We start from the raw sequence: 14,400 nt of genomic DNA on the forward strand, positions 1-14,400 counted from the left end.
CATGCAGGTCGTCGGGATCGCTGCTGGTCGGGTTGAAACGCGTTCCCTGCCGTGCTCCCAGCCCTTAGCGTCCCTTGAACTCGACAACGCCCTTGTTCATCTCCAGCTTGCCGCCAACGTGCAGCACTGGGCTACGTTCTGTGGCGAAGCTGGAGTAGCGCTCCAGATGCGTGATTTTTGCCTGCGCTCCGGTTAGGTCGATGGCGGACAGGGCCACCCAGAAGGAGAAGTGATTGCGTCCCAGCACTGCCGTTCGCACCTCCTGCCCCAGATCGTCGGTGAACGTGGCCACCGGTTTGTAACTGGCGAACGACCCCGCGCCGTTCTCCACGGCGCTGTACGCCGCGAAGACCACGTGCGCGAGTTCCTCAGGGCGGTGAATGACAGCCGTTTCCTTACCCGCGTTCTTGCTGTCGCCGGACAGCGTGATGTACGGCGGCTTCCCGGCAGCGCCTTTGTCCCGGTAGTACACCTTGCCGGTCACGCCACTCTTGAGCACATAAAAGGCGTACAGGTCCAGGTCGCCGCGACCGGACCAGCTCAGGGTGATCGTGATCTGCTTGCCTTTCTGGATGCTGACGCTGGCATTTTTCTGCAAGCTGACCTTGCCGGTCGGGGCGGGCGCTGCGGGGCGGGAGGCGGCGGCGTTTCCCAGGCCCAGTGTCTGCCACTTCTTCCACCACACGGCGAACTCGGCGAGTATCTGCCCGTACAGTTGCTCGTCGCTGATGCGGCCAATATCGTCCACCGCGAAGAAGCCGGAATTGTCGATCACCCGGCCCTGCAGGGTATCGAAGCGGACGAGCACGCCGTAATCTGCGCGCCCCAGGCCCACGAACTGCCAAAACAGAGCTTCGGGGGCAGTGTCTTTGATGATCTTCTCGATCTTCTTGCTGGTGCCCCCGTCGATGCCGCCGTCGGTAATAAACAGCACCAGGGTGGGCATCACGCCTCTGCCCTCGGCACGGTCTTCGGCAGCCGCTTCCTGGTGGACGCTCAACACGTCTTTCATTACGGGCGGCTCATTGTTGCCCATGCCGATCTTCTTCACTGCTGGCACCACGCCCACGTGCTGGGGCATCTGTGATCCGGCCACGCCCAACACGCTGTCCTCGTCCAGGTCACCCATGCGCGCGAAGTGACTGGCGTAGTACCAGAACTCCATCGCGTCGTTGTCGTCCAGCCGCGACGCAATGGGAATCAGGCGCTCCAGCGTCTCCTGCACGGTGCCGCTGCTGTACAGAGAGGACATGCTGCCCGACGCGTCCATCACGACCATCACGCGCGCCTTGAGGCCCTCGATGCCTGCTTTTTTCAGTACCACACCCACCTGTTGCTTGCGCAGGCTGATCTTGCTGAGGGGTTCGGGCGGCGTTGGGAGTGAGATCGGTGCAGGCGTGGGCGCGTCCTCCGGTTCGATCTCACCGCCGAACGACTGTACCAGGGCCGCCATGCCGCCGTTGAAGCCCTGTTCCACTGCCGTGACGCGCCAGGCATCCTGGTGTCTGTAGATTTCCACCAGCATCAGCGCCAGTTCCTGGCCGTCCGGGGTGAGGGTCACTTGCAGTGCGTCGCCTACTGAGGGCGTCAACATCACCTGACCCCGTCGCAGGCGGCTGATCGGCTGTGAGTCGCTGGTCGCAGTCAGGATCAGGCGCGAGATCCATAAGGGCAGTTGATCGAGGTTGAGCGTGAACGCCGTACCTGACCCTGCCGCCGTCATACGGACTTCCCCATTCGGGGAGGTCGGCTGGTTGAAGAAAGTCAGGTAGCGGTCGTCTTTGATCTTGCGCGTTTCGTCCAGTGCGAACAAGCTGATGTCGACGTCCGGGTGATCGAGTTCGGTGTGTAGGGTCAGCGTGAGTCCCTGGTTCTGCGGACCCAACGCCATTCGCTGGCCTTTAAGAAGTGGTTTCATGTGTTTTCCTTTGGGTGACGAGTGGCTGGAAGCTGCCTGCGACCTTGTTGAGGTTTAGTTTAAGTGGCTGGCCTTAAATGACGCGAGCCTTCTGGGTAATGGGGATGGCTGGCGTAAGCTGACCCTTCCGAATGTCCAACTACCGATGGTTGGCTGTGGAAGACTCGACTCACAATGAATTTGACACGGTCGCCGGGCAATGGGTTGAGGTGACGATTCCGCTCAATTCTCTGTGGTCCACTCGCTCAGGTGAGCGGGGCACGGGCCCGTGCTCGACCTTAGAAACGTCATTTCTTTCAAACTTATTGACAACAATCGCGCTGAACGGTTCGCGTTTGAGGTGGAGCGGATCAAGGGATCATGATCCAGAACAGGCATCAGTCGGTAGATTCTCTGGGCAGCGCGTCAAATGACTGTTGAAGAGCCTGTTCCACGTCCTTGAGATGTTTCAGTTGCTGCTGCAGATCGGCTTCGATGACCTTCAAGTCGCGCGTCTGGTCGGGTTCGAAATCCAGGTACTGGTTGGGTTGCCAGGCGTCTTTGTTCTCGAAGATGCGCTCGGATTCGACCAAAGCCGTATAGGGCTCACTCGGGGCGCGATCCCGAATCAAGGTGGTCAGTTGCTGGCGGACGTTTTCCGAGAGAACGTTGATCCGTCCTTCGCGGGTTCCCAGGGTGCTGGCGTCGATCATCAAAACGTCCTGGCGACCGCGCGCTCCCTCTTCAGGTCGCTCAAAGATAGTCATGACCAGCGGCAGGGCCAGATTCGGGTACAGGGCGCTGGGCAAGGCGACGACGGCACTTACCCAGCCTGCACTCAGGATGTCTCGGCGAATCGCTGCCTCGGCACCGCTCCGGAACATGGGAGCGTGGGCGGTGATGAACACCGCACGGCCGCCTGGCTTGAGGGCGACGAGGCCGTGCTGCACAAATAACCAGTCCGCCGTTTTCGGCAGCGGCGCTCCACCAAAAGTGAAACGCGCGTCTCCCTGCAGGTCAGAAACAAGGTGGGGGATGGCCAGAGCGATGGGCGGATCGCCAACGACGCGGTCAAAATCTTCGGCCTTGAGGGTAGACTGCGTCAAGCTGTCTTCCACTTGGATCTGAAAACGAACCACCCCGTGAAGCATCAAGTGAAGCGCGCCCAGGAAAGCCGCGTTTGGATCGATTTCCTGGCCGACATATTCCAGATCGTTGGGATCTTTGTGCTGCTGGACTTGTTCCTTGGCCACTTCGACCAGAACACGCGCCACCCCACAAGCGGGATCCAGAATGCGCATGCCAGCCTGAGCGTCCAGCTGCGCGGCCATCAGCTTGGCGACACCGCTGGGAGTCTGACTGGTAACAACTGAGCGTCCACCATGATCGAGCAGGTCGCTACAGGCTTCTCCAAGTTCAACCAGGGCGTTCTGTGCAGATTTACCGCTGCTGACTTGTGCGACGAATAAGACAATCTTGCGCGAACTGCGGGCAATGGCCGCAGGATCGGTGGCCGGCACCGTGACCGAACTCCAACCTGTTTTAAGGCGCTTGTGGAACTTGAGGCGCTGGCCGAGTACGGTTTCCAGGCTCTCAAAAACGTCGTGTGCTGAGAGCTTGAGCTGGGTCAACTGACTCGCCGCCGCTTCGGGGAAGGAAACCCCCAGTTGCCCGAAGTGATCTTCAAATCGCCGGATGGTGTGTAGCAGGAGCAGGGCGCTCACCAAGGGGACGGCGTGGTTGAGCCCATCGTTACGCAGCTCATTCACCGCGCTGGACAAGGTACTGGAATAGGGCTGTTCCATCTTAGCCACGCTCCTTGACGATAAAGGCGGTCAGACGAGCGCTCAAGCTTTCGCTCCTCAGCGCAATGACCTTCTCTACCGTCTCCCGGTAATCGGCGGCGGCTTGAAAAGCTGCCGCGTAGTCCCGCTGCACCGCGAGCGGCGGCAGCTGAATCTGGATGTCTTTGAAGCGGTGGAGCGGAATGCCCTGCACGGTTAACCCGGTGAAGAGTGGCGCGACTTGGGCCTGCATGGCCTCTGAAGAGAATAGCCCCGCCAGGAACCTCGGATCTGCCAGTTCTGGCCGTACCTCGAGAATGGTTAGGCTGCTGCTGATCACGGCGTCTCTCAAGCCATCAGGAACAACGGCCGCTTTGAGAGACGATCCGCGCAGTGAAATCAAGATCTGGTTGGGTTGTGCGGTATACGCCTTGATACGCTTCAGATCGAGTTGCTCCATTCGGTCGCCGTCTGATGGAGCGACTTCAACGCCGCTCAGATTGGCGACTTGGAGCACGCGCATGACTGGTCCTGCCGAATCGAGATAACGGTTAAGCGTAAGTCCCTGGCGTAATTCGCCGAGGTCACCAATCTTTACCGGAGTGCTCTTCATGCCATGGAGTCTAGTACGGTGAACCAATTGCGTCAACTGTCAATACCCCCATCAGATGCGTTTGACACTAAATGCAATATCCACTTAGAATAACTTCACCGCTTCCGAGCGAGTCGAGGAGGTTCGAATGTTCCGACCCAGCAGCCACGCCAGCCAGCGCTACATCGAACGATTTGCCGGTAACCTCTCGCACTTCGCTGCCGCCGCCTGTCTGCTGCGGATCGCTCGAAACGCTCGGTTTCGCCGCGCCCTTCCCGGCGGCGCTCGACTCTACGCCACCGGCACCATCAATCTGGTGGTTCACAGCGGCACGATCATCACCGTGTACCGCTTGACCTACGAGGACATTCCGACGCCGCCGAGCGACTGGAAACCAGAGCCTGATCTTTGGGCTCAGGCCGCTTGATCTACGCCGCCTCTACCCCTTCACCTGTTGGCACTCCACAGCTTCAGTCCCAGGAGGACTTTATGATCTACGGCATTAATGACGATTTGGAACTGATCTGTCTGCCCGCAGCAGAGATGACCGACGCCTGCACCCTCCGGGCCTTGGTCTGCGGCACCAAGATGACGTTCGGTGAGTTGCGCCGTCTGGTGAGTCCTGACGCCTACGACTTTGTGGCCGAAGCCAAGCAGCAAGTTTCTCAAAACGAGGGTGAGGGCGAGACGGAGCAGGATGGCCACGAGGGTGAAACGCAAGCTCTGGACGCCTCGCCAGATTATCAGGACGACGACGAGATCTTCGGTACTGAGGATGAAGAGAGCCTCATGGAGGTTTTGCTGCAGTACCCCACCGCTCAGCAGGTCATGGCCGAGATGCCGGAATTTGGGACACTGGGAACGGAGGACATCTCCCCCGTCAACGGTGCCTTCCGCCTGATCCTTGCCGATCAGGAGCAGGCCTTCTTGCAGGAGATGCAGCGCCGCGGCATTGCCGTGATCCGAAACGACGCGGCCGCAGCGCTGACGAGTACCTACGACGCTTCCTCGGTCAGTGACCTCTTCCAGGTGGTTTCGCAGTTCTAAGGGCAAGCGACTTCTGGCCTTGTCCCAACCAATGGGCTTCAAACAGCCTCTAAGCCGGACGACATCAAGCTACGTGACCTTTTGCTTTGAGCGCTTCTTCCGTTCTCGCTCAGTTGGCTGCACCGCCAATATCTCGGCCAGTTCCAGCACCCGCTTCGGATCAAGCACGCCCTTAAATGAAATGACCTGCTCACCGAAGGCGTCCAGCTTGATCCCCGCTTTCTCGAGATTCAGCCGCTCGCTGACCGCTACGATGATGTCCATCCGGCCCGACTTCTTCAATCGGTCAAACTTCTTGGTCAGGTAATCGGGCCGCCAGTAGCCCACGATCTCCAGCAGCACGCTGCGTCCGTCTTCGTGCAGCAAGCGGAAATCGGGAATGATCACGCCGCCGGGAATTGGTACCAAGTCCACCTCGCGTTCCAGTTTCCAAGGGGACTTGAGTTTGGCAAAGCGGTCAGAAAAGCCCGACTCTAAAGCCGAATCGAACTCTTTAGGCGGCGGGTAGTGGCTGACGTAACCGTCCTCGCTGGTGAGCTGAAACGACCACTCGGTATCGGTAGGATCGGTCCAGGCTAGGTCTTTACGGGGTTTGAGAGCGGCAGATAAATCCCACTCGGTCACGTGAAGCAGCGCCGGTAGAAACTTAGCCAAGCTCAATCCGTAGCGGGTCGTGCCGCCAAACAAAGACGTCGGGCCGTCGAGGGTCAGGGTGAAGCCGTAATCCGAATCCCCTTCCACCGTGACCATCAATCCGAAGAACTTGACGTAGGAGATCAACTGCCGGTACCGGGCTGGTTCGTTGCGGCGGGCGGTGATGATCAGGCTGTAAGCGCGGTAGAGCAGCCCCTGTGCCTGTGCCAGGTTGTAGCGGTCGAGCAGTATCTGAGGGTCAGGGGCTTCGAAGCTCACCAGCGTCTGCTGATCTGGCAGGTCGGCGTACAGTGCGTCGGCCACTTCCTGCGGATCAGCTCCCAGACTGCGCCCCACCTGTTCGAGGAGATCTTGACGGCGAAACCGGGCCGGTGGGTGCGCCTGGCTGAGTTCGAAGATCCGGGCACGTACCAGCGGCGGGGAGAGGACGCCGCCGGTGGCAAAGGTGCTGTGATCCCCGGCCAGGATGTGAGCAAGGCCACGCACCACCCGGTAATCTCGGCGGCCTTCTTCCAAAGTCTTGAGTTCCTCGCTTAGTTCAAAACGCCGCTTGCCCACGCTGGTTTCAAACAACTCGATCAAGCGGGCGATCAGTGCGGTGTGGGTCGGATTCGGCTTGAGTAATCTCGGCTCAACGATCCCGGCTTTGACCTTGAACATCAGCAGTTCAGTCGGGAGCATTCACATCCTCCCAGGTAGTAGTAGGGACAGACGGGCCGCGTTGACTATTCCACTCGCCCCGGCGCTGCTGGCTGACCCGCTCTTCGCTGGTCCCCTCGGTGACGACTTCGTACAGCACCGCTTTCTTTCCTTCCGATTTCCGTAGGATGCGCCCCAAGCGCTGAATATGCTCGCGCTCAGTGGCCGTGCCAGACAAGACAACAGCGATACTCGCTTCCGGCACATCGACGCCTTCATTCAGAACCCGGCTGGTGACCAAGATGCGGTACGTTCCGGCCCGGAACTGCTGCAACAGATCGTGGCGCTCCTTGACCGGTGTCTGGTGGGTGATGGCCGGGATGAAGAACTCGCGGCTGATCCGGTACACCATGGCGTTGTCGTCGGTGAAGATCAGGGTGCGCTCGGTCGGGTGGTTGGCCAGCACTTCCTCGAGTACCCGCAGTTTGCCGTCGGTACCGAAGGCGATAGACCGCGCTTCCCGGTGGGCCAGCATGGCTTTGCGCCCCTCTAAAGTGCCGCTGGCGTTGATGAACTTCTGCCAGCCTTCAGGCGAGCCGAGCTTAATGTGCATCCGCCACAGAAACTCGTTGCGCTGGGCAATCAGCTCGTCGTAACGGGCCTGCTCGGTACTGCTCAAGCGGATCAGAATCTTGACGTCCTGATAGTCGGCCAGTGCGCCGCCGCCCAGCTCAGCAGGCGTCTTGTGGTACACAACAGGGCCAACCAGCGTATCTAAATCGGCCTCACGTCCGTCGCTGCGTTTGGGTGTCGCGGTCAGGCCCAAGCGGTAAGGAGCCAAGCTCATCTCGGCGATCACGCGGGTAAAGGGGGCGGGCAGGTGGTGCGCCTCATCAAAGATGATCAGGGCGTACTGATTGGCCAGTTCCTCGGCATGGATGGTGGCCGAGTCGTAAGTGGAAATCAGAACTGCGGTTCGGTCTTTACTGCCGCCGCCGAGGAGACCGATGTTGGCGTCGGGGAAGGCCGCCAAGAGGCCCGAGTACCACTGGTGAAGCAAATCGATGGTGGGAACGCAGATGAGCGTGCTGCGGGGCGTGTCGCGCATCGCCAGTTGAGCGACAAAGGTTTTGCCCGATCCGGTGGGCAACACCACCACCCCTTGCCGCCCGGCCTGCTTCCAAGCGGCCAGCGCTTCGGTCTGATGGAGGTAGGGCTCGACTTCCCGGCTGACGCGCAGCTCCAGAGTTTTGAACTCAGTCGCCTCGTCCTGGTGCTTGACGCCGTGCGCCCGCAGCGTCTCGACGACTTGCCGGTAGCACTGCCCCGGTGCCCGGTAGAGCTGTGAGCGGTCGTCCCAGGTGAACAGCGGGGCGATCACCTGGGGGGTTTCCCAGGTGATCAGCGTTCCCCGGTCATATTTGAGTTTCACAGTCACGGGCGCATGCTAGAGGAAGCGAACTGGAGTAACAGTCATTCTCGTCAGCAAGTCGGTCACTCGCACCCGATCCCGTCTCCGTCACGGTCAAGCTTGCGGCTGTAGCCCGGCTCGCCCACCCGGATCGGCGCTTTGCCCGCCGCCCGGACTGCCGTACAGTTTGCATAACTGACATTGACACCTGCCGGTGGCGTGGCGGGGATGACCAGTGGAGTGGATTGAGATCGTGGCTGGGTAGTGGGCGTCGGCGTACTCTTCCCGCGCTCGGTCTTGATGGTGTACTGGCCGCCCGGCTGCACCGTCACGGTCACGGTGCCGTTTAGGTCGGTGCGGTAGACCGCTGCGCCTGCTTTGGCGTAGAGAGCGAGGGCTTGCGTCGTCGGATGGCCGTAGTTGTTCGGGCCGACGCTGATCACCACATTGCTGGGGCGCACTGCCGAGAGCCAGGCCGGGTGGTCACCGTTCTTCGCGCCGTGGTGAATGGATTTGTACACGTCGATGGGACCGAGGGCACTAGCCGGATACGTTTTGAGCCAGCCTTCGGTTTCCGCCGTCTCGGAGTCGCCCGTCATCAGCGCTTTGAAAGTGCCGTACTGGATGAGCAGCCCGACCGAATGGGTGTTCTGCTCTCCGGCTTTCATGCCGGGTGGCGGGGGAATGACCGTCACCTTGACGCTGCCCAGGTTGATGACCTGATCCTGTGCCACCAGCCCCTTGGTTCCTGCTTGCTGCGCTGCACTGGTGAGCTTGCTCCAGATCCGGGTCGTTCCAGCCAGGCCATTATTCAAGAAGAGCTGGGGCCTGAACTGCTCGACCACCGGCACCAAACCGGTGATGTGATCAGCGTCGGCGTGGCTGGCCGCGACCAGCGAGACGTTTTTGATCTGGTACTGCTGGATCAACTCGCGCATGCGGGTTTCGCTGCGGCCCCCGTCATAGATCAGGCTCTTGCCTTCCGGGGAGGTGATGAGCACCGCGTCACCCTGACCGACGTCAAGGAAGCGGATGATCAGATTGCCTTGGGCAGCAGCAGTGGAGGCCAGCAACAACAACCCCGTTGTCAGCCAGCGCGTCACAGGTCAATCTCCCCACTCGGCGCTTGGGCATTCAGGGCGTCAAGCTGGGTCTGGGCACCCTCGCGGCGGCGCTGGGTTTCGGTATGGTCGATCACTGCGCCTGCCTCGGTGACGAGGAGCACGTCACCTTCCTTGAGGCCAGCGGGCAATTGACTCAGCGCAATGTCCTGAGTGACGCCGCTGGGCAACTCGACGCGGGCAATTTCGCCTTCGAGGCCGTCAATGATCAGCAGCCCGAGAGGCAAGGGGTCAGGGTGAGGCGCTGGCTTGCGTTTTTGGCGGGTCATATAGGCAGGGTAGCGTGTTAGTCGTCCGGAAATAGCGGGAGCTGCGCTCCAGATATGGAGACCGCGAGCTGATTTCTGAATGATCAGGATCAGCAGACGCACCGGTTAACTTGCCAGAACATTGGAGGTCGGTCACCAATGACTGGCCCTTGTTGCGCTCGGCCCTGCTGCAAGCCTTGCTGGTTATGGGTACGGCTGTAATGGCCGTAATAGTGCGGAAGTGTACGGCAGTCTGCCAAGGAGCGCTTGCGTTTCGGGAAGCAGCGGAAACGGTTTCGTTCCTTTATCGGGAGAGCCAGTCACGTACCGCCGATTTCACGAAGGGCAGTTCGGCAGGCAGACCCGCTGGACTGCCCGCCCGGTGGCCCCAGATACTGGGGATCGGTCGCAGTTCACCCTCCTGAAGATGTGGCAACTCGGCAGCGTTGTCGGCCACCCGGAAATACAGATCTGTTGCGCTCGGGAGCAGCAGCACCCTGGCGCGAATGGCTGACAGTGCCGCCAGATCGCTGCCGTAGCGCGGGTCGGCGCTGATGTCTCCGTGCGTCCAGGTCATCGCCTGGGCGTAGAGGTTGGCTGCCTCACACGCCGCGAAACTCGATTCCCAATCGGTGCGCAGGTAGGTTTCCAGGTCAGGTACGCCCAGCACAGAGGAAAACAGCTCAGTGCGGTAGAAATCCTGACTCAGACCCCAACCCGCATAAATATGTCCAAACGCTTTCAGTACCGCTTGCGGCGCAGCTGAGAATTGGCCGCACCCCTGGTATCCTGGCGCGGCTTCCAGGATCCGCAACAACCCTGACAGGAAGACTTTGTGGTGAAGTGCTGTACGTGCGCTGCCACAGACAACGATGGCCCGCTGCACCAGTTCAGGGAACATTGCAGCCCAGTGGTAAGCCTGCATCGCCCCCATGGAAAAGCCGTGAACGGCGGCCACCTGCTCGGTGCCGAACACTTCTCGCAGCAGCCGCATCTGGGCCAGCACGTTATCGCGCAGCGTGACCAGTTCAGGGTAGTCCGGCGTGTTGGCCGCGCCCGAGGACAACCCGTTGGAGAACATGTCGGGGATGACGATGAAATACTGCTCCGGGTCAAGAATTCCGTCTGGGCCAATCAGCCAGTTCCGACTGGCGTGGGTCGCGGTGTAGCTGCACGGATAAATGATCAGATTATCTCTAGCCGCGTTGAGGGTGCCGTGTGACTGCCACGTGAGCTGGGCGTTACGGATCACGCCGCCGCGCTCCACTTCCAGATCACCCAGTGCATAGATGCCTTCCTGAATAGACTAGGAACTCACGCGAATACACCGAACTTAGGATTGAGCTGGAGGGTGAAGTTCATGTGGCCCAGCTTACCCCTACACAGTAGTCCGGAAGGTTTTGACAAATGGGACGGGAGGCGTTCTCGTTGGTGTGCACACACCAACGAGAACACCTCCCGACCAGATTCTAGCGGCAGCCCTCAGCCAGGCCGGACTCCGTCGCACCCAGCAGGTCTACCTTCGGCTGCTCCTGACTCTCTGGTTGATCCTCCTAGGGCGGCACAACTTCACCAATCTGGCCCGGTACGGTCCGACCTCGGACCGGACTCACCGGTCATGGGCCGAGAAACCAGTGCCCTGGGTACAACTGAACAGTACGCTGGTCTTGCAAGCGCAAGACCAGCAGATCCTGAATTGCAGCGGCATTCTGGGCATCGACGCCGTGTTCATCCCGAAGTATGGGAATCACACCCCTGATCTCGCCTCGTACTGGGTCGTCGCGGTGGTCTGGCCAGGGTCACGCAAGACGCAGGTGCTGTTCAGCACCTCCATCACCATGACGGCGGCGATCATCATCGCGCTTTACCGTGCGCGGTTCTCTATGGAATTCCCTTTCCGAGACGGTAAGCGGCCAAGCGTCCTCATGGGCGCTGTTCTGGCCAAGACGCAATTTGCTGGGTTGAGCGAATGCCAGTCCAGACAGATGGAAGCCCTGCACTTCCACTGGAACATGGCGATGACAGCAGTTTCAGCTGCTCGACTGAGTCAATTGAGTGACCAGCGGGACGGCCCGCTGGTCTTCAGTATGGAGGACGAAAAACGCCGCGCTTACAACGCGTTTTTCGCAGAGAGGATTTTGAGCATCTTGATGTGGGAGCAGACAGAGCAGAAATGCGAAGATCTGCTCGCCGACCTGCTCTCACTCGGCGTCAAGGCTGCCTGAAACCTTCCGGACTACTGTGGCCGGATAGCGTAAGAATACGCACGAGCAGCTGGAAGCCGAAAACCGCGCCCTCAACGCTGAGATTGCACGCCTGAAGAAGCGCCTCGAAGACCTTGAGCGCAAGAGCCGCAAGTACGCAGCTCCGCACAGCCGAGAGACCCGCAAAACTGATCCCCAACCCTCGGGACGGCGTGCAGAAGCAGGGATCTTCACGTACAAGCAGGCACCGACACCCGAGCAGATCACTCAAGTGGTCGAGGTAGAGGTGCCGAATACCTGCGCTGCTTGTGGATTCAGCGGTGAACTCCTCTTCAAGCGCCAGGACAAAGCTTGGATGCTGCTGAGCGCGCTCAGCAGCTCACGGAATATCGCGTTCCGGTGATGACGTGTCCTGCGTGTGGGAGCACGGTGCGCGGCGTTCATCCTGATCTGGCGGAAGATCAATACGGGGCAACGGCTTATCGATGCGGATCGCGTCTGAAGGCCAGCCTTCAGGTGTTGCACCATGAAGTCGGCCTCCCACAGCGCCGATTGCCACGGGTGCTTGAGTTGACGACCGGAATTCGCATCACGCAGGGCGCAGTGACCCAGGGCGCACAGCGGCTGGCTGAGGATGCAGGCCTCCTGGCGAATTATGTTCAGACCCTGGAAGCGGATCTTCGCGCCGCTGGGTTTGTGCGTCATGACGATAGCGGTTAGCGGATCAGCGCTGGTCAAGCCTGGGTCAGTACCTTCCGTTCCGCTCAAACGGTGTTGTTCACGGCCAACCATCAGCATACCAACATCGAACTTCGAAAGGTTCTGGGCGACGCGTTCCAAGGCGTGCTGGTCTACGACCGGTTCAAGGTCTACGACAGCAAGATGCCTAATCAGGTGAGACAACAAAAGTGTCTGGCTCATCTCATCCGCAACGCGGATGAGGTCGCTGCCGGAGAACAGCAGCGACCCGGTCGAGGACACGAATACGGTTTCCGACTGGCGCAGGTATTCCGCGACGGGATCAAGCTTCATCGACGCTATGCCGAGGGATGGTGTACTCGAGAAGAATATCGGCAGCAGGGTGAGGGGCTCACCCTGCGCTTGGAAAAGTTGCTGAGGCGTGCACCTTTGAAGACCAAGGCCAATGAGCGGCTGCGGTTTGGAATCCTGGAACAGCATCTGCGTGGACGGGTGCTGCTGTTCCTGTCGGATCCGGACATTCCACCGACGAACAATGCTGCCGAACGCAGTCTCAGAACGGTGGTGATGGCCAGGAAAGTCTCGCAATGCAGTAAAAACGCAAGGGGAGCCGCCACCTACATGCGCATCAAGTCGACTGTGGAAACCGCCCGCCTGCGTGGTCAGGATCCCGTTGACGTGCTGATGTCCCTGCGCTGTTGACCCTGGACAATTCGCTAATCAAATACGGCGAAAGTGTCGGGTACTGAGCACCAGACGGACGGCTTCCTCTTTGAACTCGGCAGTGCGCTCGTGTTTGCTGGCCGTCATGCTGACGGCCTGACAGATTTTATGAGAAAGCGTCCCCAGTAGGGGACACTTTCGTTTATGACGACAGAACAGGCCACCGGGGACGCTTCTCGACTCTATCAAGCGGTACTTGCCCATCTCCAGAGCGGGTTGTGGAACGACATTCGCAACGCGCGAACCGTGTCTTGGATGGTCAGTGGGTTGCTGCTTTCCCAGCGCAGCACGTTTCCTCACTGGCTGTCTCACATCAATGCTGGAGCGACTCTGGCTCAGAGCACCGAGCGCCGAGTCCGTCGGTGGCTGAAGAATCCAGCCATCGACCTGACCAGCATCTACGGTCCCCTGATCACCCGCGCCTTGCGGGACTGGGGTGAACACACCCTGATCTTGGCACTGGATACCAGCGTCCTCTTCGAGAAGTTCTGCCTGATCCGCATTTCGGTCCTCTTTCGGGGACGAGCGGTGCCGCTCGTCTCCCGTGTTCTCGAACACTCCAGCGCCCAGGTCAGCACCGCCCAGCTTCTGCCCATCCTGGCCGAAGTCAAAGGCATGCTCGACTTCCTCAAGCTGCGTGAGGTTCGCCTGCTGGCGGACCGGGGCTTTTGCGATACGGCCCTCATGGGCTGGCTTCGGGTCTGCGGATGGCATTATCGCATCCGGATCAAGTCGAGCTTGATCATGGCTGCTCCAGGGAAGAAACGACTGTGCAAGGTGGGCGAGGTGAAACTCGCACCACGAGAAACGCGCTGCTTGCACAACATCACGCTGACTGGACAGCACTTCGGTCCCGTCCATATCGCTCTGGGCCGTCCGACGGACGGCCCAGAGCAGTGGCAAGTCGTCAGTGACCAGCCGACGGGCATCGAGACATTCGCTGAGTACGGCGAGCGCTTCCAAATTGAAGAGGGCTTTCTGGACGAAAAAAGCGGCCTGTTCGGTTTGGAAGATTCCAGACTCCGTGATGCGGCCAGCCTGGAACGGCTGGTCTTGGTACTAGCGATAGCGACTCTGCTGCTCGTATCAGAAGGTCTTCAGACCGTTCAGAGTGGGGATCAACGTGTCGTCGATCCCCACTGGAAACGGGCACTCAGTTATCTCAAAATTGGTCTGCGTACCGTTCAGTATGCGCTGAGTCGAGGTCGGACGGTCTTCTCCCGTCTGACGCTCCAGGGTGGTCCTGATCCTGAGCCGCCCAGCCGAAGAAAACGCTCAGATGCTGACCCTCGAACGACACTTGAAGTCGGCTGGCAGCTCGTTTTTCGTCCACTCTCATAAAATTTGTCAGGCTGTCAGGGCCGTCATGTCAGTCTCCATT

General features: G+C 59.9%; 14 protein-coding genes. 5 read left to right on the top strand and 9 right to left on the bottom strand.

Annotation, left to right across the window (positions count from 1 at the left end; translation table 11 throughout):
* Window positions 1–64: 64 nt before the first annotated feature.
* The 3 genes from EHF33_RS20210 to EHF33_RS20220 form a co-directional block, all read right to left on the bottom strand.
* Complete coding sequence (locus tag EHF33_RS20210) at window positions 65–1,918, bottom strand: VWA domain-containing protein (protein ID WP_124875644.1); 1,854 nt, start codon at window positions 1,916–1,918, stop codon at window positions 65–67.
* Window positions 1,919–2,295: 377 nt separating this feature from the next.
* Window positions 2,296–3,528 (bottom strand): HsdM family class I SAM-dependent methyltransferase, encoded by a 1,233-nt coding sequence (locus EHF33_RS20215; RefSeq protein WP_164473650.1) that lies wholly within the window; start codon window positions 3,526–3,528, stop codon window positions 2,296–2,298.
* A gap of 175 nt (window positions 3,529–3,703) precedes the next feature.
* Window positions 3,704–4,294, bottom strand: coding sequence for a restriction endonuclease subunit S (locus EHF33_RS20220; RefSeq protein WP_124875648.1), 591 nt, complete (start codon window positions 4,292–4,294; stop codon window positions 3,704–3,706).
* A 127-nt stretch (window positions 4,295–4,421) separates the two neighbouring features.
* On the opposite strand from EHF33_RS20220, the gene EHF33_RS20225 reads away from it, so the two are divergent.
* Together EHF33_RS20225 and EHF33_RS20230 are read left to right on the top strand one after the other, a co-directional pair.
* Complete coding sequence (locus EHF33_RS20225) at window positions 4,422–4,700, top strand: hypothetical protein (protein ID WP_124875650.1); 279 nt, start codon at window positions 4,422–4,424, stop codon at window positions 4,698–4,700.
* Window positions 4,701–4,762: 62 nt separating this feature from the next.
* Window positions 4,763–5,320, top strand: coding sequence for a hypothetical protein (locus tag EHF33_RS20230; RefSeq protein ID WP_124875652.1), 558 nt, complete (start codon window positions 4,763–4,765; stop codon window positions 5,318–5,320).
* Window positions 5,321–5,389: 69 nt separating this feature from the next.
* Here the strand turns inward: EHF33_RS20230 and EHF33_RS20235 are convergent, their stop codons facing one another.
* The 5 genes from EHF33_RS20235 to EHF33_RS20255 form a co-directional block, all read right to left on the bottom strand.
* Complete coding sequence (locus EHF33_RS20235) at window positions 5,390–6,655, bottom strand: DUF790 family protein (RefSeq protein ID WP_124875654.1); 1,266 nt, start codon at window positions 6,653–6,655, stop codon at window positions 5,390–5,392.
* Window positions 6,642–8,051: a DEAD/DEAH box helicase family protein gene (locus tag EHF33_RS20240; RefSeq protein WP_124875656.1), complete on the bottom strand. Its 1,410-nt coding sequence runs from the start codon at window positions 8,049–8,051 to the stop codon at window positions 6,642–6,644. Before EHF33_RS20240 ends, EHF33_RS20235 begins: the two co-directional genes overlap by 14 nt.
* A 56-nt stretch (window positions 8,052–8,107) precedes the next feature.
* A complete protein-coding gene (locus EHF33_RS20245; protein ID WP_124873950.1) occupies window positions 8,108–9,127 on the bottom strand; it encodes an excalibur calcium-binding domain-containing protein in 1,020 nt (339 codons plus the stop codon).
* Window positions 9,124–9,414: a DUF3006 domain-containing protein gene (locus EHF33_RS20250; protein ID WP_124875658.1), complete on the bottom strand. Its 291-nt coding sequence runs from the start codon at window positions 9,412–9,414 to the stop codon at window positions 9,124–9,126. The genes EHF33_RS20245 and EHF33_RS20250 overlap by 4 nt, the downstream gene beginning before the upstream one ends.
* 283 nt (window positions 9,415–9,697) lie before the next feature.
* The gene (locus tag EHF33_RS20255; RefSeq protein WP_277425563.1) at window positions 9,698–10,696 is read right to left on the bottom strand and encodes an alpha/beta fold hydrolase; all 999 of its coding nucleotides are present in this window, start codon (window positions 10,694–10,696) and stop codon (window positions 9,698–9,700) included.
* Between the two features lie 331 nt (window positions 10,697–11,027).
* Between EHF33_RS20255 and EHF33_RS20260 the strand changes: the two genes are divergently transcribed.
* Complete coding sequence (locus EHF33_RS20260; RefSeq protein ID WP_164473651.1) at window positions 11,028–11,618, top strand: hypothetical protein; 591 nt, start codon at window positions 11,028–11,030, stop codon at window positions 11,616–11,618.
* A gap of 246 nt (window positions 11,619–11,864) precedes the next feature.
* On the opposite strand, the gene EHF33_RS20265 is transcribed toward EHF33_RS20260, so the two are convergent.
* Window positions 11,865–12,302 (bottom strand): hypothetical protein, encoded by a 438-nt coding sequence (locus EHF33_RS20265; RefSeq protein ID WP_124875662.1) that lies wholly within the window; start codon window positions 12,300–12,302, stop codon window positions 11,865–11,867.
* Window positions 12,303–12,368: 66 nt separating this feature from the next.
* On the opposite strand from EHF33_RS20265, the gene EHF33_RS20270 reads away from it, so the two are divergent.
* Both EHF33_RS20270 and EHF33_RS20275 read left to right on the top strand, forming a co-directional pair.
* Entirely contained in the window at window positions 12,369–12,998 is a 630-nt protein-coding gene (locus tag EHF33_RS20270) for an IS66 family transposase (RefSeq protein ID WP_164473652.1), read from the top strand.
* 237 nt (window positions 12,999–13,235) lie between these two features.
* A complete protein-coding gene (locus EHF33_RS20275) occupies window positions 13,236–14,360 on the top strand; it encodes a transposase (RefSeq protein ID WP_241191474.1) in 1,125 nt (374 codons plus the stop codon).
* The last annotated feature ends 40 nt before the right edge of the window (window positions 14,361–14,400 follow it).

The sequence above is a fragment of the Deinococcus psychrotolerans genome, assembly GCF_003860465.1.
Lineage (GTDB): Bacteria > Deinococcota > Deinococci > Deinococcales > Deinococcaceae > Deinococcus > Deinococcus psychrotolerans.

Bases quoted from the DNA above. Each gene is read 5' to 3' on its own strand.
- EHF33_RS20210 (WP_124875644.1), bottom strand. From the start codon at position 1,918: ATGAAACCACTTCTTAAAGGCCAGCGAATGGCGTTGGGTCCGCAGAAC.
- EHF33_RS20220 (WP_124875648.1), bottom strand. From the start codon at position 4,294: ATGAAGAGCACTCCGGTAAAGATTGGTGACCTCGGCGAATTACGCCAG.
- EHF33_RS20225 (WP_124875650.1), top strand. From the start codon at position 4,422: ATGTTCCGACCCAGCAGCCACGCCAGCCAGCGCTACATCGAACGATTT.
- EHF33_RS20230 (WP_124875652.1), top strand. From the start codon at position 4,763: ATGATCTACGGCATTAATGACGATTTGGAACTGATCTGTCTGCCCGCA.
- EHF33_RS20235 (WP_124875654.1), bottom strand. From the start codon at position 6,655: ATGCTCCCGACTGAACTGCTGATGTTCAAGGTCAAAGCCGGGATCGTT.
- EHF33_RS20250 (WP_124875658.1), bottom strand. From the start codon at position 9,414: ATGACCCGCCAAAAACGCAAGCCAGCGCCTCACCCTGACCCCTTGCCT.
- EHF33_RS20265 (WP_124875662.1), bottom strand. From the start codon at position 12,302: ATGACGCACAAACCCAGCGGCGCGAAGATCCGCTTCCAGGGTCTGAAC.